We start from the raw sequence: 26,460 nt of genomic DNA, 5'->3' as shown, positions 1-26,460 counted from the left end.
GACGTGTATGCATTTTTTCTTGCCCCCTTTGTTGATTTTCAATTTATGCAAAACGCTCTTATCGGCTCTATTCTCCTCTCTATTAGTGCTTGTCCTGTTGGTGTGTTTTTGATGCTCCGTGGAATGAGTTTGACAGGAGATGCTATCTCTCATGCCATTCTTCCTGGTGTTGCAACTGCTTTTCTCATTTGCGGCTTCTCCCTTATATCTATGACACTTGGTGGTATTTTTGCTGGCATTATTGTTGCTTTAGCAACCATTTTGATTTCACGAAACAGCTTTCAGAAAGAAGATGCATCCATGACCGTCTTTTATCTTATTGCACTCGCGGCAGGTGTTATTATTATCTCACTGAAAGACTCAACAATTGAGCTGCTTCATCTCTTATTCGGATCGGTTCTTGCACTTGATGCACAAGCCCTTTGGTTAATCACTACTATAATGCTGATTACACTATGCAGCCTTTGTATTTTTTGGCGTGCACTCGTTTTAGAAAGCTTTGACCCCCTCTTTTTTAAATCACTCTCTCCATTGAGTAAATATATTCATATTTCATTGCTTGGACTTGTGGTGCTGAATCTAGTTGGAGGCTTTCAATCACTAGGAACATTACTTTCCGTTGGCATTATGATGATTCCAGCCATTACAGCCCGTTTTTGGTTTTCACGGCTAGGCCCTATTTGCGCGCTTTCCACTCTTTTTGGAATCATTTCTAGCGTAGGTGGTCTCCTGCTTTCTTTTCATCTTTCACTTCCCTCCGGCCCTGCTATCATCATTATCGCAGGATTTATTTATCTTGTTTCCTGTTTGATAAGTCCACGTGGCTTTATTGTAGCATGGTTTCCCCACCTCTTTTATACCTCCTCACTTTAAGGAAAAAAACGTGCCTAAATTTGCTCAAAAATTTGTTCTTCTTGGAGCTTTATTGCTTGCCCTTTCTCCACTTTCTGCTTCTGCACACAATAAAATCAAAGTTGTTGCGAGCTTTTCCATTCTTGCAGATCTCATAAAAAATGTAGGAGACAACCATATCTCTATGACCACTTTTGTAGGTCCCAATGCGAATACCCACACTTATGAACCTACCCCTCATGATGCTCAAGCTCTTAGAAATGCTCAAATTATTTTCATCAACGGACTTCATTTAGAGGGGTTCATTGACCGCCTTATCACAGCAAGCGGTACAAAAGCACTTCTTGTCAAAGTTAGTGATAATATACCCCCTCTCGAAATGAAAAAACAAGAACATAATGCCCATCATCACAGCGTTATTGACCCACACGCTTGGCAAACAATTCCCAATGTTGAAATCTATGTGAAGAATATTGCTGCTGCTTTTTGTAAAATTGATCCACAATCCTGCACCAGCTACAAAAAAAATGCCGAAACCTACATCCAAAAACTTAAAATAGCACAAGATACCCTGAAAACAAAAATTGCTACCATTCCTAAAGATAAACGTATCATTATCACATCTCATGATGCCTTTGGCTATTTTGCCAAGGAATATGGTTTTACTATCCTTGCTCCTCAAAGTGCTTCAACAGAAACTGAAGCAACCGCAGCCGATGTAGCCAAGCTTATTAAACAAATTAAAGCGAATAAAGCAACTGCCCTATTCGTTGAAAATATCTCTAATCCTCGTCTCATAAAACAGATTGCAAAAGAAACAGGTTTAACAATTGGTGGAACACTTTATTCTGATGCATTGTCAAACAAAAATGGCCCTGCAGCAACTTATCTCGATATGATGGAACATAATGTGAATACCATCATTGATGCTATCACAAAACATTAAGATCTTCTATAAAAGAGATAAAAAAGAGTTCATAAAATCGTAAGTCTATGGTTATGTTACTAATGATGCCCCAACAGCTATAATTGATAACATTGATATGAAATAAAATTACTTTTACAGAGAAATTTATACTCTATAGATTCTAAGATAGATAAAGTAAGTGGATTTATTGCCTCATGGTGCCCAAACTGTTAGCAGTAGCATTCTATTTTTCAATGCTTCTTTTACAATAACTCTCGATACTTGAAAGATTCATAAGAAGAATTTGGTGTCTCTTTCTTAAAGTATTTTTATCTATCCAACTTCATTTATAACATGCAAATAGAATTGTGTATGAATAAAAACCACTTGAAGAAAAAATGCCTCTTATGAAGAGTCTCAACACAATAATTGTTGCAATGTTGGAGACTGAAAGAGAGTATGATGATGGCCCAAGCTTGTATTTTTATACGCATAAAGATGGCAATACACAATGGATTTTATGTTATACTATTTATAAACGACTGCGTGAAAAAATAGTTTGAACAACCTAGCAAGATATTTTTTTAAAAAAGTGCGTAAATTGGCAACCCAACAGCCTTCTGTTTAGGTATTCTGTTTTGTATGAGAGATGCAATTTTATTCAACGAACGTAAAAAAATGTGCTCGGCAATGCTTAATCGCCATTATGTAAGAGACATTGGCTTAGATGTTTTTGAAAATCGCAATACTAAATTAAAAGATGAGGCTAAAGATAAAATCTATTTTTTATTTGATGCTTTCATATTCTGCCTAAATTAAGCTGTCTCCTCATTTTAGAAATTACACAAAGCAGATAAGCTTATTCTACTTTAGCATACAAAACTGAATACAGCACTGAACCGTCTTCATATTTGTCTCAAACATACTGCTGTATAAAGTTTAGGTTGATTTATAAGCAACAAAAAAGCACGCGCTTTATAAGAAAATAATATCATAAAACCATTAATAGACTGGCAATATATTGAAAAAATATACCAGCTTTTATAAAATGCTTTGCAAAACAATAATATAACTGCCTTTGTCCCTACTGATTCTTATAGGTGTTCGCACCAATCCCTTATGTTATATTCATAAAGATCTGTTTTAGGATGATCTATAGGCAATTTTTAACTCAAGAATATAGAAAGATCGATGAGATGTTACAGATGTGTTTCATCTGCTTTTATCGCTAAAAGCAATGAAAATTCTAAAATAAGCACACCTTCTATCTCTCAGTGATTTTTTGCAACTTATCAGATACCCTTGCTGAGAATTACATAGTGATTTACATGAGAAAAAATAAACTTGCAGCATGCGCGCATAGGTTTCTCTCTAATTTATGTGATTGGTAAAAAAACAAATGCTTCTTATAGGAGCTCTGAAACTATTTTAGATCATATGGCCAGCAGTAAAATAGAATGCGCCTATTCTCGTAGAGACTATTTAGAACAGCGTCGTATTTTATGGATCAAATAGACTTCTTATGTTAGGGATCAAAGCTCAGATATGGGGCGCATCCTCCCTTATCTATGACTCATTTTTTCTCTCTATTTCTCTCATTTACTTTTATAATACACATAAATTATTACATCAAGAAACATATTATAATATGTTGTTTTTTTATAACAAAATTATAAATGAGTAAAAATATGGTTAATAAAGATTTATTCTATATTGATATTTTTTTATAATGAAAATGATGTTTGAAAATTATATTCTTCTTACAGACCGTGAAAATGTAAAATTTCTTCATATAAATGTTTTGACATTCTCAGCGCTATGGGACAATAGATCATTACCAAAACTGTTAAAATTTTGTTTTTAATCCCATCGGTTACAACCTGAGTTTGTAAATGTAATTGAGCAAGTCAAAACACACCATTATCATGACGCAACATAAAAGAGAGTCGTATCACATCAATTAATGCTTACTTATTATTTGTGCGCTTTCCTGTGTTTTTATTAAAAGTATGAAAATTCTGATGAGCAACTGTGAAACTTAGTTTTTGACCATAGTCGTGTGTCAAGCGTTCTTTTATTTCAATCGTAAAGATGATACCATTCCAACGCGTTAAAACATGGCAACCTGTTCCAATAGGCTTGATAAGCTCAATTTTTGTGTGAAAGACAGGCCCTTTATCTGGATGTTCGCCCAATAAGATGATCTCAGGTCTGAAGGCTAAAAGATCGGTTTCTTCGCCATAAGAAAATGAATGCCCTAAATGTTGTTCTAAGACATGGCGATCAAGAAAATTCATAGGAGGAGAACCAATGAAATCAGCAACAAATGTTGTTGCTGGAGTATCGTAAATTTCCATTGGTGTTCCAATTTGCTCGATAGCTCCTTTATTCAAAACCACTATTCTATCAGCTAATGTCATAGCTTCTAGTTGATCATGGGTAACATAGAGGCTCGTTGTTCCTAATGAACGCTGTAGTGTTTTTATTTCAATACACATTTGCGCCCGTAATTTTGCATCAAGATTTGAAAGAGGTTCATCAAAGAGAAAAACACGGGGTTGACGTACAATCACACGCCCCATTGCAACACGCTGACGTTGTCCTCCTGATAATTGTCGTGGTTTACGATCAAGAAATGGTTCTATCTCCAAAAGCTTTGCAGCATGTGCGATACGTTTTTTAATTTCTTCTTTAGGAGTTTTACGATTTTTAAGACCATATTCTAAGTTTCCACGAACTGTCATATGGGGATAAAGGGCATAATTTTGAAAAACCATAGCAATATCACGATCAGCTGGTTCACGATTATTGATACATTCGTTATCAATGCATAATTCACCTGAGGTGACTTGTTCAAGTCCTGCTATAATACGTAATAAGGTTGATTTTCCACACCCTGAAGGACCGACAAGAACAAGAAGCTCTTTATCGGCAATAGTTAAGTTTAAATCATCAATGACCAGAATGCCGTTGTCATACTGTTTTTTTATATTTGATAACTGGATTATGGCCACAATTATTTCTCCGTTTCAATAAGGCCTTTGATAAAAAGCCGCTGCATGAAGATAACAACAAGAACAGGGGGAACCATGGCAACAACCGATACTGCCATGAGTATATTCCATTGAGGATCATGTTGAAGTGATTCGACAATAAGCTGTTTTAAAATAATAAGGATCGTTTGATGATTTTGATCCGTTGTGATGATAAGAGGCCAGAGATATTGTATCCATCCATAAATGAACATAATGATAAATAAAGCAGCGATATTACTTTTACTAAGAGGAAGAAGAATATCCTTAAAAAATTTAACTGGACCTGCACCATCAACACGTGCCGCCTCTAAGAGTTCATCTGGAACAGTCAAAAAAAACTGGCGAAATAAAAATGTAGCGGTTGCAGATGCAATAAGTGGAATAATCATTCCACTATAGGTATTAACCATCCCCAATTTTGCAACAATCTCATAGGTTGGAAGAATACGAACTTCGACAGGGAGCATCAATGTAACAAAAATAAGAACAAAAGCAGTTTTTCGGAAGGGAAAGCGCATGTAAATAATTGCATAAGCAGACAAAAGTGAAATAATAATTTTTCCAATACTAATCCCAAGAGCCATAATGAATGAATTCATTAAAAGTGGCCAGAGGTTGGGTAAACCCAGCTGTGCAAGGCCATCACCAAAGATTGTTTTATAATTTTCCAGAGCATATTTCCCAGGCAAAAGAGGAAGTGTTCCTGAGGTAAATGCTGCTGAACTATGAGTTGATGCAATGATAGCAACATAAACTGGAAAGCAAATAATGATAATACCAACAATGAGCGTTATATGGGTTATAACTTTCAAAACAGGGCGATTTTCAACCATAATTTGTTTCCTAATATTGTACACGGCGCTCAATCCAGCGAAACTGGATAAACGTTAAGACAATAACCATCAACATCAATAGTGTTGATTGTGCTGCCGATGCACCGATTATTTGATTTCTAAAGCCATCATCATATACTTTATAGACGAGGATGCTCGTTGCACGCGCAGGACCTCCAGAAGTTGTATTATCAATAATACCAAAAGTATCAAACATAACATAATTGACATTGACAATAAGAAGGAAAAACGTTGTTGGTGAAATTTGTGGGAAGATCACAGTCCAAAATCGTTTAAAGGGACCAGCACCATCAATGGCGGCTGCTTCTATTTGAGAACGCGGAACAGACTGAAGACCTGTAAGAAAAAAGAGAAAATTGTAAGAAATCTGTTTCCAGCTAGCCGCAATGACAATAAGAAGCATCGCTTGAGTGCCATTAATACGATAATTCCATAAAACCCCTATTTTTTCGAGAAGAAAAGGGATAATCCCAATAGTGGGATGAAAGATAAACAACCATAATATACCGGCCAATACTGGAGCAACAGCATAGGGCCAGAGCAAAAGCATTGTATAAGCCTTTTTTGCACGGATGACACGATCAACACAGACAGCTAAGAGAAGTGATATTGTCATTGAAGCGACAGTAACTGAGATGGAAAATACTGCGGTTGTAAGAAGCGATTGCCGATAAGTAGGATCAGAAAGAACGGTTATATAATTTTCAAGACCAATAAAAGTTGTTGTAAAGCCAAAAGGATCTTCGCGTTCAAAGGATGATTTTATTGCCTGAGCAGCAGGCCAAAAGAAAAACAAAAAAGTCACAAGGAGCTGAGGAAAAAGCAACCCGTAAGAAAGGAGACTATTTTTAAAATATGCATGCTTTTCTTGCATTCGTAGGGCTCTTTAAATGTAGAGACTTTAAAAAGATAAACAAAAAGGACTCAACGATTTTTGTTGAGTCTTTAATGTTTAACAATAAAACGAAATTAATGATTGGATTTTTCAAATTCACGCAAGAGTTTATTTCCACGTTTAACGGTTTCATCTAAACCATCTTTCGGTGTTTTTGAACCACGAAGAACAGCTTCCAACTCTTGATCAAGAATAGTACGGATTTGTGGTAAATTACCAAATCTTATACCTTTCGAATTAACTGTTGGAGGATTAAGATTGATCTGTTTAATAGCTATATCAGCACCTGGCGTTTTTTCATAGAAATGTTGTTTTTTGCTTAATTCATAAGTCGCTTTTGTGGTTGGAAGATAACCTGTTTCTTGATGCCACCTTGCTTGATTTTCTGTTTTTGAAAGAAATTTAAGAAAAGCGGCTGCCCCTGCATATTCCTTTGGAGTATGTCCCTTAAACACCCAAATAGAAGCTCCCCCAATAACTGAATTTTGCGGCGCTCCTTCTGCATCCTTATAGTATGGTAGCATACCAACCCCCACATTAAACTGAGCTTCAGAAACAATTCCAGCATATGATCCTGAAGATTGCATTAAAATTGCACAATTTTGTGCCATAAACATTGGTGTTGAATCTAATGCGCCAGCAGGACCACCATAGCGGAAAATACCTTGATCAGACCACTTTTTCAAGTCAGCCCACATACGCACTTGTAAAGGTCCATTAAATGTAAGTTCTGAATCAAATCCTTTAAAGCCATTTTCCTTCGTTCCAAAAGGAACATTATGCAACGCTGAAAAGTTTTCTATACCAATCCATTGAGCTGCATAAGTCATTGTAAAACCACACGTTGCCGCTTTAGTCTCAATAATTTTTTTGGAAAAATCTTCTATATCTTGCCACGTTTTAGGAGGCTGTTCTGGATCAAGCCCTGCTTTTTTAAAGATATCTTTGTTATAATAAAGGATTGGTGTTGAAATATTGAATGGCATAGAAACCATACGCCCCTGTTCATCGGAGTAATAGCCACTAATAGCAGGAAAATAATCTGTAGGATCGAACTCTTGTTTTGTATCAGCCATAAGTTGATAAAATGGATAGATTGCGCCTTTTGCTGCCATCATAGTTCCAGTACCAACGTCATAAATTTGAGCGAGCACCGGCTGTTTCTTTCCACGAAATGCTGCAATGAGTGAAATCAAACCCTCTTCATACTCACCGCGATATGAAGGAATAACTTTATATTCAGATTGACTCGCATTAAAATCGTTAATGAGACTTTCAGTTTCCTTTCCTAGTTCACCACTCATAGAATGCCAAAAGCTAATTTTTGTCTGCGCGAAACCTTCTGTTATTCCCGCTGTTGTTATTATGATAGCAACCGTAGCTACTATGGAAAGATAAAAACGACTCATGGTTCACCCTTTCTGAAGTGATGGAATACAAACTACCCCTAAATTTATAGTATCACACATGAACATGCCATGCCGATTTTATTATAAAAATATGCTGGCTCATTTAAACAGGAACCACCAAAAGGTCAAATGAATTTGTTTAGATTTATTCGTTTTCTTTTATAAGCTTTCTTATGTATTCATGAGTCATTCGATTGTAAATATTTAAAAAAATGAGAAGGTTTAAATAAACAAGGAAATAGGTAAAAAGATATAGATCGTAAATGTTATTCAATGACTATTGTAATATTTGAACTTACTTTTTAAAAAAAGAGTTGTTTATTATTTTGTTATTTGTCTTATAACTTTCGATTTATGCCTTAAAACGGTGTTGATACTACATTGAACAAAGAGATAAATAGATTTTTTCTTAAAATGAAGAAAATTATTTTAAAGTATTTAATGGCCTCCTTCCCTGACAATGGGGTCATGCCCTTCATGCAAAACAAAACGGCATTGTCTTACAAAATTTTCATGCTGTTAAAAAATCTTTCAATACATCTATATCTCATGATAGCTTCTATAAAATGGAATATTAAAGTCCCTCCACTAAAGTGTATAAAACTTTTTGCACGCCATCATTCTTATGCTTCAAAAAGTGAAAAACAGCACCACTCTATGAACCCTCATGCTTCAACAAGTCTTGCATTTGAGAGTGTTTAAATGAAAATTTTTATTCTTTTCTCACGAGATATTTATCCACACACCAAGCCTACTTGTAATGTGCAAGTGAATGATTTTGATTGATCCATTGTAAAAAGATTTGAAATGAAAAAAACTTATATGTTAAGAATTCTCATTCAACATGAAAAACTATTAATTATCATTATAAATTAATGTGTTATTGTTACGTGTAAAAAAATATTTCTTGTTTTCTTCCATTAAGCTCGCTTTATGAAGCGTACAAGGATTTCTTTTATAAGGTATATATTTTTTACCTTTGTGCTCGCAATGTCAATGCAAGATCAGGTTGATCTGTCGTAATATAATGTACAGGCATATCAAGCCAATGTGATAACCGAGCTTTTCCATTAATTGTCCATACCCCTACAATAAAATCAGCCTCAAGAGCTGATTCAATAAAATCCTGTGTAACAATAGAGCCATTTAAACTTAGATCAGTATACCCCAATTGTTTCCATTCAGAAAAATGACGGTGCATATCACCTTCAAAATTATCAACACATGGACCAGATGGTATTCCTGCCTCAATAAAAGGACGAAGAACTAAAGGATCAAAACTAATTGCAGAAACCCGTTCTGTTAAATTGCGGCTTTTTATGAGCGCAAGCGCTTTTTGAGATAATATTATTTCACGCTCCACTTCACCACATGTTTTGATTTCAATATGTAACGCAACATTCGTTGGTGCTAGAAGATCAAGCACCTCTTCTAATAAAGGAGGTGCTTCTCGGCTACCTTTCACGCAGAGTTGTTTGCGTGTTTCATTATCAATGTCGTGAATATATCCCTTTTTGCCAACCAATTGGTCTAGATGAAAATCGTGAAAGACAACCACCTCACCGCTTTTTAGCAAATGAACGTCGCATTCAACTTCATCAACACCTAACGCTATAGCATTATTAAATGCCGAAAGGGTATTTTCAGGATAAAGATGAGCTCCTCCACGGTGTGCAACAATTTTTTTCTCAGACATGCAAAATTTCATACTTCTCACTTTTCAATATATTGACGTACAGATTTTCAGATAAAGACTTATATCAACATGAAAATGCACAATAATTTTTAAATATTTTTTCTACATTTTTCTGAATATCAAACCCTCAGTCATATTTTATTCTGAAAAAGGCTTATCCTTCATTTCAATTATTCCCATTCAATGGTACCAGGAGGCTTTGAGGTTACATCATACACAACACGATTAATTCCTCTAACTTCATTAATAATACGTGCTGCTGTCTTACTTAAAAATGCCATATCATAGGGATAAAAATCAGCGGTCATTCCATCTACAGATGTGACAGCGCGAAGAGCACAAACAAATTCATAAGTGCGATCATCCCCCATAACACCAACAGTTTGAACTGGAAGAAGAACAGCAAAAGCTTGCCAAATTTCATCATAAAGTCCGGCCTTACGGATTTCCTCAAGATAAATAGCATCTGCTTCGCGTAAAATTTCTAATTTTTCACGTGTTACAGCACCTGGACACCGAATTGCAAGGCCGGGACCTGGAAAAGGATGGCGACCAATAAACTGCTCCGGTAGCCCTAACTCTCGCCCTAGCGAGCGAACCTCATCCTTAAAGAGCTCACGCAACGGTTCTACAAGTTTCATCTTCATCTGTTCTGGTAGTCCACCCACATTATGATGGCTTTTAATGGTTACCGTTTCACCAATAGCAGACACACTCTCAATGACATCTGGATAAAGTGTTCCTTGTGCTAAAAACTCTGCACCTCCTATTTTTTTCGTTTCTTCTTCAAAAACTTCAATAAAAAGGCGACCAATTGTTTTGCGTTTTTTTTCTGGATCTGTCTCACCTTTTAAAGCATTAAGAAACACATCAGCAGCATTAACGTGAATAAGCTCTATATTATAGTGATCACGAAAGAGCGTGAGAACTTCTTCAGCTTCATTCTTGCGCATCAGCCCATGGTCTACCAAAATACATGTCAGTTGATCTCCTATGGCTTCATGAAGGAGTACCGCTACAACAGATGAATCCACTCCCCCTGAAAGACCACAAATCACACGATTTTTCCCAACTGTTTGTCGTATTGTCGCAATTGCCTGCTCACGATAAGAAGCCATTGACCAATTACCTTTAATAGCAGAGATCTTATGAACAAAATTTTGCAAAAGTTTTGTACCATCTGGTGTATGGATAACTTCAGGATGAAACTGTACCGCATAAAAATGCCTTTTCTCATCAGCAATAGCCGCATAGGGAGCTCCTTTTGAGGTTCCTATGACACGAAAACCTTCTGGTAAAGCTGCCACACGGTCACCGTGGCTCATCCATACTTGATAACAAGATCCTTTTTCCCACACTCCATCAAAAAGTACACTCTTCTCTTGTACTTCCAAAAAAGCGCGCCCAAATTCACGCTCATGTCCAGCTTCAACCTTTCCTCCAAGCTGAATACACATGACTTGTTCGCCATAGCAAATACCAAGAATCGGAATACCTGCCTCAAAAATTTCCATTGGAACACGCGGCGAACTTTCATCCATAACGGAATAAGGACTCCCTGATAAAACAATAGCTTTAGGATTGATCCGTCTGGTAGCTTCTAAAGCTAATTGAAAAGGAACAATTTCACAGTATACCCCCATTGCTCGCACCCGTCGTGCAATAAGTTGTGTAACTTGTGAACCAAAGTCAATAATAAGAACAGTGTCTGGATGTGATATGCTCATGGAAAACCAATCAACAATTGTAAAAGAAAACGAATGAGATTTATGATTCAATCTTTCTCTTTTCACAAGCCTGTTTTCTTAAGAAAAAGATTATTCTCATAAAATTTATGATAAAAAATGCAAAAATATGGATTAATGTTTTTTTTGCAACACTGATAAAAAGAAACCATCTGTTTGTGTTGTTGCAGGCGATAAAGTAAGTCCATAATTTGAAAAAACCGGTTGCACAGGAGAAAAACTAAAATGTTGCTGCCAAAGTGCCTGCATATCTATGGGATAAAAATGAGAATGTTGTTGAAGGAAATGGGAAATTTGTTCCTCATTTTCATCTGTAAAAAGAGAACAGGTAATATAGACTAAGCGCCCATTTGGCTTAAGATAAACTATAGATTCATTCAAAATAGTCCTCTGTTCTGTTTGGCGCTGTCTCACCTGTTCTAATGTTAAACGCCATTTCGCATCAGGACGACGACGCCATGTTCCTGTCCCACTACAGGGTGCATCTATTAGAACTCTATCCATCTGACCTGTTAATGACCTCAATTCTTCTTTCTGCACTCGTACTTGGACATTACGAACACCAGCGCGTCGAAGACGATCAAAAATTGGAGCTAGGCGTGCTTTATCAGAATCATAAGCATAAATTTGCCCACGATTGTTCATATCAGAAGCTAAAGCTAATGTCTTGCCACCAGCACCTGCACAATAATCCAATACTTGCATGCTTTCTTGCGCTTCTACAAGATGAGCAACAATTTGAGATCCTAAATCCTGTATTTCAAAGTATCCTTTTTGAAAAGCTGGTTCAACTTGAACATTGGGATGACGGTTGAACTTTTCAATCGGTGCTATTCTTAAAGCTTGCTGAAACCATGATAGAGCTTGAGATTTAGTTCTTTTTGCTAATTCTTTCAGCACCTTCTCTGGTGTTGCCTTAAGGCTGTTTACCCGTAAATCTAAAGAAGGACGCGTTGCTAACGCAGCCGCTTCAGTGATCCAATTATCGCCAAATAAAGGACGCAGATGTGCCTGACACCATCGGGGAATATCACCACGAATATAGTCTGGCGCATCCACTAATTGCCTCCTTTGCCAAGATTCGCGCTGTTTATCCTCTAATAACTGCGGTGCAAACCGATCTCCTTCTAACGTACTATCAATTTGCTCCAACGTCATTTTTCCAGTATCTAATAAGGTAGCAAAAACAATAGCCCGAATATCATCACTCTCCATACGCCATTGTAAAGAATAGCGCCGTCTTAAAACATCATAAACGATTGTACCAATAGCTGCGCGATCACCTGCTCCAGCAAAGCGATGAGAAAGACCCCAATCCTTTAAAGTTTCTCCTACTGGGCGATGCTTCATTTCTATCTCTGTGAGAACATCTATTGCTGCTTGCAAACGCCCACCTAATCGCATTCATTTCTCCCATTAAAATAATAAAATTTTAAATCATCTAAAAAAATAATATTATCTTCTTCTTGCCAATGAAACCTTCTCAAAGCCATAAAAATCTACATTCAATATTAAAATGATCTGATCAAACTTTTTATAAAACCCAATTTAGAGTATCTAGATTTCTCCCTTTATCGCTTTGCCCATTTCCTTTTTATCCTTCTACCTCTTATACTAAAAGATACGTAGCCATCCATAAAGAACTTATTTCCGCCATGCATTATGCAAAAAACAACCTCTCTATCATTGTGTAAAATAAAATTTACGAAGATTATCTGAATAACAGAAAAAGCAAATACCTCCCATCTTTTGATGGCTATCCTTCTGAAAAAATAGAAAAAATATTTTCATAAAATTAAACAAGTTCATCTGACGCTCATCAAAAAATTAACTTTTTAGAAAATGCTTGGAACCACTATTTGGCATGACCGTTTTTACTCTACTGGCAACTGCCAGGAAATTTAAAAGGAGAAAATAATGACTTATAATAATGGAAAAACAACTTCATCTAAAAGCCGTCATAATACAATGCCCTCAAACAACGGAAAGAAATCCGTCCAAAGTGATCAGACAAACACTCGCCAACGTGCGTCAAAGACTGGACGGAAGACAACAAAAAGTTAATTCTAATTGTATATAACTTATTTCACATAGTCTAGAAGAAAGAATTAGAGTTTTAGTCTCTAATTCTTTCCTTTTAGGATTTTATTCCAAATCACAAACAGAAAGAAGAACAGCCTCTCTTTTTTGTTCTCGGAAGATTTTATATTTATGCAATATGATGCTAGACTCTTATTTCTTCAAACAGGCCCACGATAGTTTGGACTCTCCCGAGTGATAGAAACATCATGCGTATGACTTTCATGGAGTCCTGCATTCGTAATACGAACAAACGTTGCTTTTTCACGAAACTCTACGAGATCTTTTGCCCCAACATACCCCATCGAAGCGCGAAGTCCACCAGCAAGCTGATGTAGAACTGATGCTATAGGACCTTTATAAGCCACCTGCCCCTCCACACCTTCAGGAACCAACTTAAGTTCATCACGAACGTCATCTTGAAAATAGCGATCAGCCGATCCTCGTGCCATAGCACCAACAGATCCCATACCGCGATAGGCTTTAAAAGATCGACCTTGATAAAGATAAACTTCTCCAGGACTTTCTTCTGTACCTGCTAAAAGAGAACCAATCATCGCTGCACAAGCCCCACCCGCTAAAGCTTTAGCAAAATCACCCGAAGCTTTGATCCCACCATCTGCAATTATGGGAATGTCCGCTTTTTCAGCAGCTTCTGCAGCATTCATAATGGCTGCAAGTTGAGGTACTCCGACACCAGCAACTATACGCGTTGTGCAAATAGAGCCAGGACCAATTCCAACTTTTATCGCATCTGCACCACTGTCAATCAATGCCTGCGTTGCTTGAGCAGTCGCCACATTCCCAGCAATAACAGCTGGAGAGGAAGTCATCTTTTTAATTCGTTCAACAGTTTCTAACACACGTTGAGAATGTCCATGTGCTGTATCAATGACCAGAACATCAACGCCTGCGTCAATGAGACGTTCAGCACGCTCAATCCCATCATTCCCAACACTACTAGCCGCTGCAGCACGCAAGCGCCCTTGAGAATCTTTAGCAGCATTCGGATTTAATTTCGCTTTTTCGATATCCTTAACTGTTATCAGTCCGACACAGCGATTCTGTTCATCCACAACTAATAATTTTTCAATACGATGATGGTGTAAAAGATACTTCGCTTCATTGAGTTGAACATTTTCACGCACTGTAATTAAATTTTCATGCGTCATTAATTCATAAATTTTTTGTTTGGGATCCGATGCAAAACGCACATCCCTATTGGTTAAAATGCCAACAAGCCGTCCAGCAGTTTCACCTTTAGCACCATTTTCAACAACCGGAATACCGGAAATACCATGAGAGCGCATCAAAGATTTTGCTTCTTCAAGTGTTGAATCTGGTCCAATTGTGACTGGATTAACAACCATACCAGATTCAAACTTTTTTACTTGGCGAACTTCTTCTGCCTGCTCTGCAGGAGACATATTACGATGAATAACCCCAAGACCACCAGCTTGAGCCATAGCAATTGCCAAACGCGATTCTGTTACCGTATCCATTGCCGCAGAAAGCAATGGCAAATTGAGCTTAATATCCGCTGCAATGCGCGTACTGAGATCCACTTGACTAGGCATAACAAGAGAATGACCGGGTTGTAAAAGTACATCATCAAAAGTTAGTGCCAATGCACCTGTCCCCGTTTCAACAATCTTTGCCATATCAAATTCCTTTTATAATAAAACACCGCAAGAAGCTTTAAACTACAACTGCGGTTCTCATACATGGTAGATTGGCAAAAAATTATGCCATGCTACAAACAAAATGAAAAGAAAAATAAATATTTTTTTTAAGTGTGGTTTATAAAGATTTACAATTGTGATTCAATAGGTAACCAACTTATTATTTTTGCAAATGCGCGACGCCAAAAATTGCTTTCTGGCTCATAGTCAATGCTATATTTTTTTTCATTTTCAATAAAATCCCAATAAATACGATTATTATCACCAAGACGCAGATGATAGCTCATTTCCCCTGTGGTTTCTTCAGAAAACAACAAATCTAATCTTTCTGTAATGGGAGCACATTCAAAAAGAATGCCCATTTCTGTATTTAATGATGCTGATCTTGGATCAAAATTTAAAGATCCAATAAAAGCTGTTTTATGATCAATTAAAAAAGCTTTTGCATGTAAACTTGCCTTACTCGATCGAAACAATCGCAACCCATGAGTATTGCCTTCCGCTTTTAATTCATAAAGATTAACACCACTTTTCAACAATGCCTTACGATACGGGACATAACCACCATGCACTAAAGCTACATCAGTAGCGGCTAAAGAATTTGTCAGAATTTTGACATTAACACCCTTTGAAACCAAATTACTAAAATTCTGCGTGCCAACCTTACCAGGAACAAAATAAGGAGACGTAATCTGAACCGTTTTTTTGGCATTTCCAATAACCTTTGAAAGTGCCTTCATAAGCCAATTACTTGCTTTTTTACGCAATGCTTTTTCTGGAGGATCAGAAAGAACAACAACTTTATCTGCTAAAAATAACCGCTTTCCTGTTTGGATAAAACAACTAAAGTTAATGTGTTCTTTGACATAATCTAAATAAACCTTTGCAACCTTGGAATCCCGAAATTTTCGTAATTTATCTCTCCAATAGCTAAGATCACTTGCGCTTTTAGGAACAACCAAAGTATGAATTGGCAAAACAACAGCACTATTCCAAAAATCATCAAAGATACTTTCCACCTTTTTAACAGAGGGACCGATTAACATCAAATCTAAATCTCGAAAATGAGATTCTTTACCAGCATCAAAATAAGAATCTGCAAGATTACGCCCTCCGACAAAAGCAACCCTACCATCAATGATAAAAGCTTTATTATGCATTCTACGTGTTACAGTAATTGCCCGTAATATAATTTCTAAACCACGGCGTAAACCACCTTGACGCGATCGCCCTGGATTAAACATTCTCACCTCAATATGAGGATGTTTATCTAGCGCAATATAAGCTGGATCACGTGACTGAGCATTAATATCATCCAAAAGAAGCCGTACCCGAACCCCCCGATCAGCTGCTTCAACTATTTCACTTAATAATAGGCGTCCCGTTAAATCATCGTCCCAAATATAATACATCAGATCAAGGCTACGCCCAGCCTCTGCGGCTCCTATTGCACGAACACAAAACGCATCCAAATTGCTGATAATGAGGGAAAGGGCATCTTTATCAATCCCCAATCCATTTTCTTCCTCAGCTAATTGACTGACGATACGATCAAGCTTAGTTTCATCTTTCTGAATAGGTAACGCATAAGAACATTGCCCCCTAGCATTTTTCACAAAACGCCCATAAGTGTAGATTGCCAACATAGATGCAATAAAAAAAAAGAGGACAAAACCAATAATAATCTGTAAAAGAGTCAAAGAGGGCAAACTTTCTATTTTAAACTATCACATCATCAGTAATGCAAACGATAACACTAATTCACTTCATCTTAATCGTATAGCAGATAAAATGCCACCTCTTGCTTAAGAGAGTATAAATTTAATATTGATGATACAAAAATTTTAGCGGTAGTATTTAAAAGTTTTTAAAAATGCTTCTCTGTTTTAATAGTTTTAATAAATGCAAATTTAACCAAAACTGTATAAATTGAAACAAACGATTAAAATAGTCACATAAAATTTATATTTGATTTAAATCTACAAAATCATCCTCTATAGATAAATTTTACAATAAATGATTGTTTTCTTAAGATTCCCCCCACGAAATTTATCAAAATCCACTCTATTTTTTTGAAACTCATGCTTGTCATGAGAAGAAATTTGTTATGAATTTTACTTTCGTTCTTGATTTCTTATTGCTCTCAATTCTTCCATTTTTCTATAAAGTGTAGAGCGACCAATATGAAGGCGGCGTGCAATCTCACTCATATGTCCTTTATAATGTTTAACCGCTTTCTCGATAATATCATGTTCCATCTCTGCAAAAGTACGCACATGCCCATCAGTATTCAAAAATTTTATCGATTCTTGTTCATCATCTTCTTGCATATTACCCTCAATGATATTGGGAACATTCATTAATGAATTTCCCATTAATTGCGGAAAATCTCGAACCGTTAATAACGGTCCTTCACTGAGTAAAATCGCACGAAATAAAAAGGTTTCAAGCTCATTTCTATTGCCAGGCCAATCATACTGCATAAGCAAGGAAAGAGCAGAGCCTGCTAAACCATGGACATGTGATCGCCCTGTTTCTGTAATAATGCGATCAATCAAACGTTGTGTGATCTCTGGAAAATCATCCCTTAATTCTCGTAAAGCAGGGACGCTAATAGACAAATGAGAAAATTGTTCAAACAAACTATGCAAAAAAAAGTTCTCATTAACCAAATCCTTTAAACGTGATGTTGAAATAGCAATGATCCGAAAAGGAAAAAAATCTCCTTTTGTATCCCTTTCCCTTTCTTTAAGGTAATGAGCAAACCGTTTTTGCTGTATGGGCTCAAGTCGATCAATATCACAAAGGCAAAGTGTCCCTTTTTCAAGAGAAGAAACCAATGGCAGGAATTCTTTAAACCACTGCTGATTTTCTTCTTCTGGATCAACGATAGCTGAACATTGAAAGCGAATAAAAACACCCTCCGAGAATAATCCCTCATGATGAATAATCCGAGCTAAAGTCTCACGTCCTGTTCCAGCTTCCCCCTCTATCAAAAGATTCTGTAAAGAAGTTGCTGCTTGTCTCGATTGTTCTAACACTATCTGCATAGCCCTACTTTTTACGCAAAGATCAGAAAACCGTAAATGATTCTCTTTTTTTCGCCGAATATCTCGAACCTCATGCTCCAAGGCAGAAATAAGAGCAAGGATATCCAAAGTAACTCTTACGCGTAATAATGTTACTGGATGGATCCAATAATCAATAGCTCCAGCTGTTAAAGCTTTCTGGAGTAAATGCTGATTCTCTTGTTGTGCTATAACAACAATAGGAACAGAAACACCAGCAACTCTAATCATTTTAATCAAATCGCTCACACTCAAATCACTCATAACGACATCAAGGAGTGCGAGCACAATGTTTTTACGCCTGTGTAAAAGATCAATCGTACGGAGACCATTTTCTGCTTCAATGACACGATAACCAAAACCTCGCAGCATAGAAGAAAGTTCTATACGTCTTCCATAATCTTCACTCGCAACAAGAATGGGACCAACCATAATGTCAATAATCTCCTTTGAGACTACTCAGCAGCTTAATATAAAAATTGTTGTAAACCATAAGAAATATTTTACCTCTTGTGTTTCACTTACGAACTTCATCAAGCTGTCAATTAAATACAACATTAAGGCATTTTTTTCCATTTTTTTGCTTTTTCATTGATTTTCATCAAATTTTTCATATTGACTCATGGGATAATTTAATAATGTTATAGAAACTAGAGAGCAAAATAATCTAAATAGAGTGCAATAAATGAAACATACCTATCATATTTTATGTCTTACAATTACCGCCTTGCTGTTAAGTGCCTGTAACTTTTCGCGATATTATAACTCAAATATGCCAACAGGAATTGATGGAAAATGGGTTGATGAGAATGGTATTATTTCCTCCTTCCACAATGGTGTTTTTGAAACACATGCAGCAGATACAGAAGAAAAGCTATCAGAAGGAGCATATAATTATCTCAATGCTCAAAATATAGAAATTGAAATACGCTCTATTCTTCGTGGAACAATCTCTAGAGTCAATTGTACAATGTCATATGACTCCACACAACTTCTCTGCACCTCACCTACAGGAGCACAATTTTTTCTTAAACGAAAATCTTAGACAAAATATAAAATAGAGTTTTTCTTATAAGATAGACAAAATACATACATTAAGCAGGAGGTGTTCCTTTCTCCTCCTGACAGAGAATCTTCTCTCAAATACGTAAAGAAACTGATACAATCTCTATCCGTAGAGTTTTCTAAACATTATGAAATGCGTAAAACATTCATTTTCTTCCACAAAATATCAGTAAGGCCACCTCACAATAAAATTGTAACTTTGTATCATTCAATCTATTTTAACCTAAAATAACATTTATTTGATAGGGAACCTTAATCTAAGCAGCGCCAATGCGCAAAAGATCATGAAAATGAACAATTCCTATCGGTTTTTTATCTTCAACCACGAAAAATGCACCAATCTGATGATCATTAATAAAAGCTGTTGCTGCACCAACAAGTGTATTTGGCTTTACAACTTTAGGAGCTTTGGTCATCACCTCGTCAACATTAAATTTTGATAAATTAAAATGAATGTTACGTGCAAGATCGCCATCAGTTACAATTCCGATTAGTTCACCTTCTTGATTCACAACACCAACACAACCAAAATGTTTTTCCACCAAAACATTCATCGCTTCAGTCATAGCTGTTCCCTGCATAACCAGAGGAATACTATCACCCTCATGCATAATATCACACACGTATTTAAGGCTTGCACCAAGAGAACCACCAGGATGATATATTTTGAAATCCGTTGCGGTAAAACCACGCATTTCTAAAAGAGAAACCGCTAATGCATCTCCCATTGCCAATTGCATAATTGTTGAAGTTGTAGGGGCTAAACCATGGGGGCAAGCCTCTTCTATCTTTGGTAATAATAGCACAATATCAGCTTGTCGTCCTAACACAGAATGCTCATTTGATGTCATTGCAATAAGAGGGATACGAAAACGTGCAGCATAGCTCATAATACCACTTAACTCTTGAGTTTCACCAGACCATGATAAAGCAAGAATAACGTCATCAGAGCCAATCATACCAAGGTCACCATGATTGGCTTCTGCAGCGTGAACAAAAAAGGCAGGTGTTCCAGTTGAGGCTAAGGTTGCTGCAATTTTTGTCCCTATATGACCACTTTTTCCAAGACCAGTAATGACCACATGTCCACGCGCATTTCTAATAGTTTGAACAACCGCTTCAAAAGAAGAAGAAAGACTTTCCAGAAGAGCTTTTTCAAGAGCTTCAAGCCCCTGCTTTTCACTAGCAAGTGTTTTAAGCGCTGATGCTACTGCACCTTGCAAAGCCATACGAGGAGACGGTATTGTCATAATCAAATTCGATCAATAAAATTAAGTGAGAGATCTATATCACTTTTCAACATTAATGGTTTCTAGTAAATTTTTCAATGAAGCAGAAACGTGGCTGTGCATATCAGCGCGTGCTAAAGAAAATGCAACGTTGGCTTCAATAAAACCAGCTTTAGAACCGCAATCAAAAGTGCGCCCTTTTACTTGCAACCCCCAAAAATCTTGCTCATTTGAAAGCCGTATCATAGCATCTGTTAATTGAATTTCATTTCCTGCTCCTCGTTCTTGAGTGGAAAGAATATTAAAAATTTCTGGCTGCAAAATATAACGTCCATTGATGTACAAATTTGATGGTGCCGTTCCTTGTGCTGGTTTCTCTACCATTTTTGTGATTTCAAAACCATTTGCAATCTGTTTGCCTTTCCCAACAATACCATATTTATGTGTTTCTCTAGGATCGCATTCCTGAACTGCTATAATATTCCCCCCACCTGTTTTTTCATAAAGGCTCATCATTTCAGAAAGACAGCCCTTTTTCGCTTGTATCAACATATCCGGTAATAACAAAGCAAAAGGTTCCCCTGCAACTAATTCACGTGCACACCAAAGAGCATGCCCTAGTCCCAAAGGTTGCTGTTGCCGTGTAAAAGACGTTGTCCCTGGCAACGGCTGTAAACGATATAAATGCGCAAGATCTTCTTTCTTTCCACATTCAGCAAGTGTCGTGTATAATTCAACTTGCGCATCAAAATAATCCTCAATGACTGCTTTGTTGCGTCCAGTCACAAAAATAAAATGCTCAATACCAGCTTCCCTCGCCTCATCCACAACATATTGAATAACAGGTTTATCAACAACTGTTAGCATTTCTTTAGGAATCGTTTTTGTTGCAGGAAGGAAACGCGTACCAAGACCTGCTACTGGGAATACTGCTTTCCGGATTTTACGCACACTCACCCTCCTCAATGAATTCATATAACTTTTTTGTTTTATTTATCATATGTTTTTACGAAATGGTAAAAAAGATATCTTATTGTTTTGATTATCATTATAATAGGCAATCAAAAATGTAAAAAGAATCTGAGAATTTATTGAAGGAATTAAAACGAATTATTTATTTCAGTTTTTTCCTATTCTTGATCATATTATCGATTAAACTAAATACAAAATAAAGTTATTGCACATCTAATGAATTGAATATTAATGGGGATTTCAAAATGCAAAAAACAGAATTGAAGAGTTTCTCTTTTTTTTTAGAGAAGTCAATAGCTTGGAGACCCCTTGTCACTGGCTCTGCCATTCTTTTGTCTGCTTTTTTAATGTTTTTTGCATCATTTTCACATGCGGATAGCGGATTTAAACACTGGATTAAAGAGTTTAAAAAAATAGCTATTGCTCACAATATTAGCCCTTCTACGTTTCATATGGCATTTAAAGACATTAATGCCATTGATCCAGAAGTTTTAAAAAGCGCCGCATACCAACCGGAATTTATTGCTCCTTCATGGAACTATTTCGATAATCGTGTCCATGATATTGCTATTATAGAAGGACGGCGCCAAGCAAAAAAATGGAATAAATGGCTTCTTCAAATTGAAGAACGTTTTGGTGTTGACCGTAATATTCTGCTTGCTATTTGGTCAATGGAAAGCAATTATGGGAAAATTTTAGCCAATAAAAGTGTCATGCATGATACCATTCGCTCGCTTGCAACCCTAGCCTATGCCGATAAAAAACGCGAAAAATACGCACATACACAACTTATTTCTGCTATGAAAATTCTACAAAGTGGTGAAATTAAACGCTCTCAACTCACTGGATCTTGGGCCGGAGCATTGGGACATACACAATTTATTCCAAGCAGTTATCTCGCCTATGCTGTTGATATAAATCAAGATGGACGGCGTGATATCTGGAACTTTGTTCCAGATGCTCTGGCTACTGCTGCTAATCTTCTTCACAAAAATGGCTGGCAACCTAATCTTATTTGGGGAGTAGAGGTAAAAGTGCCGCAGGGAAAAAAACTTCCTGAAGGCTGGTATTCCTTTGAACAATGGAAAAAATTAGGTGTAAAATACGCTAATGGGCATCCTCTTCCTACATTAGCTGAACAAGCAATGTTAAAATATCCAGATGGAGAAAAAGGACCTATATTTTTAGTCACAAAAAATTTCTTTGTTCTAAAACGTTATAATAATGCAGATCGTTATGCTCTTGCCGTTGCCCTTCTTGCTGATCGCATTGCTGGACGTCCTGGATTAGTGCATGATTGGCAAAGACCTTTTCAGCCTATTACCTTCCAAGAATGTAAAGAACTGCAATCTCGCTTAAGTGCATTGGGATATTATAAAGGAGATATTGATGGAAAAATCGGAACAGCCTCTCGCAAAGCAATCAAAGCTTTTCAGCTGCATTACGGTCTAAAAGAAAATGGATATCCATCATCTCAAGTGCTTTTTCTCCTTCGCCAACAATAATGGAGAATAAGGTCTTGTCTCTTTTGCGTCTTATATACTTGATATTCTTACTGTTTTCATTTTCTATTGTGGGGATCATACAACCATCCCCAAGTAAAGCAACGAACTTCTTCAAATGGTTGTCACAACATAACAAACAGACGCAACAACCACCGCAAATTATAGAACAAAAAATAAACAAGCCGCAAAAAAAGATCGTAACACAAAAAAACATACAAAAGCTAAAAAATGAGAACGCAAAGCGCATTCTTGTCATAGGAGATTTTACAGCTTCTGCTGTTGCCGATGCACTTAAGAAGTTTTTTATAGATAATAGTGATATCGTTATTATGAACAACACAATGCCAGCTTCCGGATTAGTTCGAACTGATTATTATTCTTGGCAAAGCAATATTTCTAAACTCATTAATCAAAATAACCCCGATGTCATTATCATGATGATCGGGGCCAATGATAATCAACCCATCATAGACTCTCATAGCACGATTAACACAGATCAATCAGAATGGATGCACATCTACAAACAAAGAATTATCGAAATTGCTGAAAGTCTTCATGCCTCTGGAAAATCGTGGATATGGATAGGTCAACCTTCTTTTGGAAATGACCTTTTGACACAAAAAATGAAAATTTTTAATGCGCTCTACAAACAAGTAACAGAAACAGCAGGAGGATATTTTCTTGATATCTGGAGTGGCTTTAGTGATGAAGAAGGAAACTTTTCTTTTTCAGGCTATGATATTAATGGAAAAATGACCAAATTGCGCACCAATAATGGCATGCATTTCACTTCTGAAGGAAAGAAAAAACTTGCTGCTTATTTAGAAAAGCCATTGAAAAATATTTTAAATTTTCATGCCTTTTCTCATGAAAATTCTTACTCAACCGATCAAGTTATTAAAAAACTTATACAAGAATCAGAGAATCAAGAGCCAAGTAAAATTATGCGTCAGCCTCCAATGAGCCTTAATGATATGGTACAACAAAACACCCACCTCATAGGCAGAAAAAAATCAAGTTTTATAGAAAAATCATGGTTTCCACCAAATGGACATCAAAAAGATCGAGCTGATAATTTTTCTTTCCCATAATGTCTATTTAAAATACAAAATCTATTTTCCCCTATAAACAAAAAGCGAATAAGATAAAAACACTGTTTACATAGCTATAATGAAGAGAAAATTTGCATAAATTGCAACTACATCTTTGCGAAGAATATGAAAACGGCATGGTTAGCACCATGCCGTTATATCTTACAATCCACGTTTGTTAATCATTGCCTCTGGTAAAGGCATCCGTCCCCGAAAAGCTTTATAAAGCTCCTCTGGATCACGACTTCCCCCAGCAGAGTAAATAAAACGTTTCAACTTATTAGCAAGCTCTGAATTAAAAACATCTCCCGTTTCTTCAAAAGCCTGAAAAGCATCAGCATCAAGCACTTCTGACCACATATAAGAATAGTAACCAGCGGCGTAACCATCCCCTGAAAATATATGCGTAAAATGTGGAGGACGATGGCGCATAATAATTGTATCAGGCATTTGCAGCTTGTCTAATTCTTGGCGTTCAAACACTGTTGGATCAGTGACTTTTTCTCCTTGGTGAAAAGCCATATCCACGAGAGCTGATGAGATAAATTCAACCGCAGAAAATCCAGCATTAAATGTCTGTGCTGCTAAAACTTTATCTATCAACTCTTGTGGCATAGGAAGCCCTGTTTTTGCATGTATAGCATAAGATTTTAATACTTCTGGTACAGTTAACCAATGTTCATAAAGTTGAGAAGGCAGCTCAACAAAATCACGCGAAACCGATGTTCCCGATACAGATGGCCATACAACATCAGAAAGCAAACCATGCAATGCATGCCCAAACTCGTGAAAAAGCGTACGTGCATCATCAAGAGATAAAAGAGCAACCTCCCCTTTGGATGGTTTAGCAAAATTACAAACATTGTAGATAATGGGCTTTTGTCCGCCTTCCAATTTATGTTGTGATTGCAAACTACTCATCCACGCACCAGACCGTTTTGAAGAACGTGCAAAATAATCACCAATGAAAAGCCCAAGTAAGCTTCCATCAGATTTTTTTACTTCCCATAAACGTGCATCAGGATGCCAAAGTGCAACAGCATTTTTTTCTTCAAATGTAATGCCAAAGAGTTTTTCTGCTACTCCAAAAGCCGCTTTAATCATATGGTCAAGTTGAAAATAATATTTAATTTCAGCGCCATCAAAAGAAAATTTTTCAGTGCGAAGTTTTTCAGCATAATAACGCCAATCCGAAGCTGTTAAAGATTCATTGCTTCCCTGATTATTGGCAAAATTTTGTAATTCAATTTGCTCAGTAGAAGCCTTCGCTTTTGCTCGCTCCCATACAGGCATAAGCAAATTCATAACAGAATCAACACTTTTAGCCATAGTATTATCGAGTTTTAAATCCGCAAAAGATTTATATCCCAATAATTTAGCTTGCTCATCTCGAAGCGCAACAATCTCTAAAATAATGGTTCGATTGTCATTCTTGTTATTATTTTCACCACGTTTAGCCCAAGCTTGGAATGCAACTTTACGCAAATCACGACGATCAGAGAATTTTAAAAAAGGTTCAACAATTGAGCGTGCTAGTGTTAATGCATAGGCTTCTTCACTGCCTCTTTCGTACGCAATTTCTTTCATTGAAGCAATGAGATCTTCCGGTAAACCAGATAAGTCTGTTTGTTTTAAAAATAGAATCCATTCAGCTTCATCGTTTAAGACATTTTGCCCAAAAGTAGCATTTAAAAAAGCGAGTCTTTCATTAATTTCTACAAGCCGTTTCTTCGCTTTTTCATCTAATTTTGCACCATGACAAACAAACTTTTTCCACCATAATTCAAGAACACGTGTTGTTTCATTCTCAAATGTCCCCTGTTGCGACTGTTTATAAAGCATATCTATTTTCGCAAATATCCGCGCATCCATCATCATTTTTGAAGAATAACGAGAAAGTTTTACAACGAACTCTTGCTCTAGCTGTTGAATTAATACATTCGTATGAGCACTAGTGCGTAAGAAAAATATTGAACAGACACGATCAAGCGCTTTGCCGCAAAGCTCAAAAGGCTGCAAAAAATTCTCAAGCGTTGGTGGTTCTTGCACCATCGCAATTGCCTCTAGTTCTTCTTCTGCTTCTTGAAGTGCCTGTTCAAAAGCGGGTTTAAAATCTTCATCACTTATAGAAAAAAAATCAGGAAGACCTGAAAATCCCTTCCAGTCCAGCACTGCTGCTTTTGTCATAATACTTTATGTCTCCATTATAAATTTAAACTGTAACAATTATCTTTACGACACAAATTGATAACATACTAAAACTATTTTGTGAGTTTCAAAACTACCTTTCAAAACGCTATTGAATAAAAAACCTGAAAATCGTACAGTTCTTCCATTTCAAACCATATTATATTGAAGCAATAAAGATTATTCGCT

General features: G+C 36.6%; 20 protein-coding genes. 7 read left to right on the top strand and 13 right to left on the bottom strand.

Translation table 11 applies throughout. The features are described from left to right. The first annotated feature begins 3 nt into the window (after positions 1 to 3). Together ACFILZ_RS06130 and ACFILZ_RS06125 are read left to right on the top strand one after the other, a co-directional pair. The gene (locus tag ACFILZ_RS06130; protein WP_375610556.1) at positions 4 to 873 is read left to right on the top strand and encodes a metal ABC transporter permease; all 870 of its coding nucleotides are present in this window, start codon (positions 4 to 6) and stop codon (positions 871 to 873) included. A 10-nt stretch (positions 874 to 883) separates the two neighbouring features. Beyond that, a complete protein-coding gene (locus tag ACFILZ_RS06125; RefSeq protein ID WP_375610557.1) occupies positions 884 to 1,798 on the top strand; it encodes a metal ABC transporter solute-binding protein, Zn/Mn family in 915 nt (304 codons plus the stop codon). Positions 1,799 to 3,726: 1,928 nt separating this feature from the next. On the opposite strand, the gene ACFILZ_RS06120 is transcribed toward ACFILZ_RS06125, so the two are convergent. The 4 genes from ACFILZ_RS06120 to ugpB form a co-directional block, all read right to left on the bottom strand. Then, positions 3,727 to 4,773 (bottom strand): sn-glycerol-3-phosphate import ATP-binding protein UgpC, encoded by a 1,047-nt coding sequence (locus tag ACFILZ_RS06120; protein ID WP_375610558.1) that lies wholly within the window; start codon positions 4,771 to 4,773, stop codon positions 3,727 to 3,729. A gap of 2 nt (positions 4,774 to 4,775) precedes the next feature. After that, entirely contained in the window at positions 4,776 to 5,627 is an 852-nt protein-coding gene (ugpE, locus tag ACFILZ_RS06115) for a sn-glycerol-3-phosphate ABC transporter permease UgpE (RefSeq protein ID WP_375606762.1), read from the bottom strand. A 10-nt stretch (positions 5,628 to 5,637) separates the two neighbouring features. After that, positions 5,638 to 6,522 (bottom strand): sn-glycerol-3-phosphate ABC transporter permease UgpA, encoded by an 885-nt coding sequence (gene ugpA / locus ACFILZ_RS06110; RefSeq protein WP_375606761.1) that lies wholly within the window; start codon positions 6,520 to 6,522, stop codon positions 5,638 to 5,640. Positions 6,523 to 6,617: 95 nt separating this feature from the next. Next, entirely contained in the window at positions 6,618 to 7,952 is a 1,335-nt protein-coding gene (gene ugpB / locus ACFILZ_RS06105; RefSeq protein ID WP_375610559.1) for a sn-glycerol-3-phosphate ABC transporter substrate-binding protein UgpB, read from the bottom strand. Between the two features lie 414 nt (positions 7,953 to 8,366). On the opposite strand from ugpB, the gene ACFILZ_RS06100 reads away from it, so the two are divergent. Next, a complete protein-coding gene (locus tag ACFILZ_RS06100) occupies positions 8,367 to 8,654 on the top strand; it encodes a hypothetical protein (protein WP_375682357.1) in 288 nt (95 codons plus the stop codon). 271 nt (positions 8,655 to 8,925) lie between these two features. Here ACFILZ_RS06100 and ACFILZ_RS06095 read toward each other — a convergent pair whose 3' ends face one another. From ACFILZ_RS06095 to ACFILZ_RS06085, 3 genes are all read right to left on the bottom strand, one after another. Further along, positions 8,926 to 9,648 (bottom strand): glycerophosphodiester phosphodiesterase, encoded by a 723-nt coding sequence (locus ACFILZ_RS06095; protein WP_375610560.1) that lies wholly within the window; start codon positions 9,646 to 9,648, stop codon positions 8,926 to 8,928. Between the two features lie 170 nt (positions 9,649 to 9,818). Then, positions 9,819 to 11,375 (bottom strand): glutamine-hydrolyzing GMP synthase, encoded by a 1,557-nt coding sequence (guaA, locus tag ACFILZ_RS06090; RefSeq protein WP_375610578.1) that lies wholly within the window; start codon positions 11,373 to 11,375, stop codon positions 9,819 to 9,821. 132 nt (positions 11,376 to 11,507) lie between these two features. Further along, a complete protein-coding gene (locus ACFILZ_RS06085) occupies positions 11,508 to 12,797 on the bottom strand; it encodes an RsmB/NOP family class I SAM-dependent RNA methyltransferase (RefSeq protein WP_375610561.1) in 1,290 nt (429 codons plus the stop codon). 513 nt (positions 12,798 to 13,310) lie between these two features. Here ACFILZ_RS06085 and ACFILZ_RS06080 point away from each other — a divergent pair. Further along, positions 13,311 to 13,457, top strand: a complete 147-nt coding sequence (locus ACFILZ_RS06080; RefSeq protein WP_273722522.1) for a hypothetical protein — start codon at positions 13,311 to 13,313, stop codon at positions 13,455 to 13,457. A gap of 176 nt (positions 13,458 to 13,633) precedes the next feature. Here ACFILZ_RS06080 and guaB read toward each other — a convergent pair whose 3' ends face one another. The 3 genes from guaB to ACFILZ_RS06065 form a co-directional block, all read right to left on the bottom strand. Next, complete coding sequence (gene guaB, locus ACFILZ_RS06075) at positions 13,634 to 15,133, bottom strand: IMP dehydrogenase (protein ID WP_375610562.1); 1,500 nt, start codon at positions 15,131 to 15,133, stop codon at positions 13,634 to 13,636. A 149-nt stretch (positions 15,134 to 15,282) separates the two neighbouring features. Further along, the gene (locus ACFILZ_RS06070; protein WP_375606756.1) at positions 15,283 to 16,854 is read right to left on the bottom strand and encodes a phospholipase D family protein; all 1,572 of its coding nucleotides are present in this window, start codon (positions 16,852 to 16,854) and stop codon (positions 15,283 to 15,285) included. A 414-nt stretch (positions 16,855 to 17,268) separates the two neighbouring features. Beyond that, positions 17,269 to 18,654, bottom strand: a complete 1,386-nt coding sequence (locus ACFILZ_RS06065; protein WP_375606755.1) for a sigma-54-dependent transcriptional regulator — start codon at positions 18,652 to 18,654, stop codon at positions 17,269 to 17,271. Between the two features lie 253 nt (positions 18,655 to 18,907). Between ACFILZ_RS06065 and ACFILZ_RS06060 the strand changes: the two genes are divergently transcribed. After that, positions 18,908 to 19,267: a hypothetical protein gene (locus ACFILZ_RS06060; RefSeq protein WP_375610563.1), complete on the top strand. Its 360-nt coding sequence runs from the start codon at positions 18,908 to 18,910 to the stop codon at positions 19,265 to 19,267. A 277-nt stretch (positions 19,268 to 19,544) separates the two neighbouring features. Here ACFILZ_RS06060 and ACFILZ_RS06055 read toward each other — a convergent pair whose 3' ends face one another. Both ACFILZ_RS06055 and ACFILZ_RS06050 read right to left on the bottom strand, forming a co-directional pair. Continuing rightward, positions 19,545 to 20,537, bottom strand: coding sequence for an SIS domain-containing protein (locus tag ACFILZ_RS06055; protein ID WP_375610564.1), 993 nt, complete (start codon positions 20,535 to 20,537; stop codon positions 19,545 to 19,547). Between the two features lie 39 nt (positions 20,538 to 20,576). After that, on the bottom strand, positions 20,577 to 21,467 hold the full coding sequence (locus ACFILZ_RS06050) for a UTP--glucose-1-phosphate uridylyltransferase (RefSeq protein ID WP_375606752.1): 891 nt from the start codon (positions 21,465 to 21,467) through the stop codon (positions 20,577 to 20,579). A 266-nt stretch (positions 21,468 to 21,733) separates the two neighbouring features. On the opposite strand from ACFILZ_RS06050, the gene ACFILZ_RS06045 reads away from it, so the two are divergent. Then, positions 21,734 to 22,993: a lytic murein transglycosylase gene (locus tag ACFILZ_RS06045; RefSeq protein ID WP_375610565.1), complete on the top strand. Its 1,260-nt coding sequence runs from the start codon at positions 21,734 to 21,736 to the stop codon at positions 22,991 to 22,993. A 14-nt stretch (positions 22,994 to 23,007) separates the two neighbouring features. Continuing rightward, the gene (locus tag ACFILZ_RS06040; protein ID WP_375606750.1) at positions 23,008 to 24,084 is read left to right on the top strand and encodes an SGNH family hydrolase; all 1,077 of its coding nucleotides are present in this window, start codon (positions 23,008 to 23,010) and stop codon (positions 24,082 to 24,084) included. A 162-nt stretch (positions 24,085 to 24,246) separates the two neighbouring features. On the opposite strand, the gene ACFILZ_RS06035 is transcribed toward ACFILZ_RS06040, so the two are convergent. After that, a complete protein-coding gene (locus ACFILZ_RS06035) occupies positions 24,247 to 26,271 on the bottom strand; it encodes a M3 family metallopeptidase (RefSeq protein WP_375610566.1) in 2,025 nt (674 codons plus the stop codon). Between the last annotated feature and the right edge of the window lie 189 nt (positions 26,272 to 26,460).

Source organism: Bartonella sp. AP40SXNS, from assembly GCF_042195825.1.
GTDB lineage: Bacteria > Pseudomonadota > Alphaproteobacteria > Rhizobiales > Rhizobiaceae > Bartonella.
This window is presented reverse-complemented; position numbering and strand designations above follow the sequence as displayed.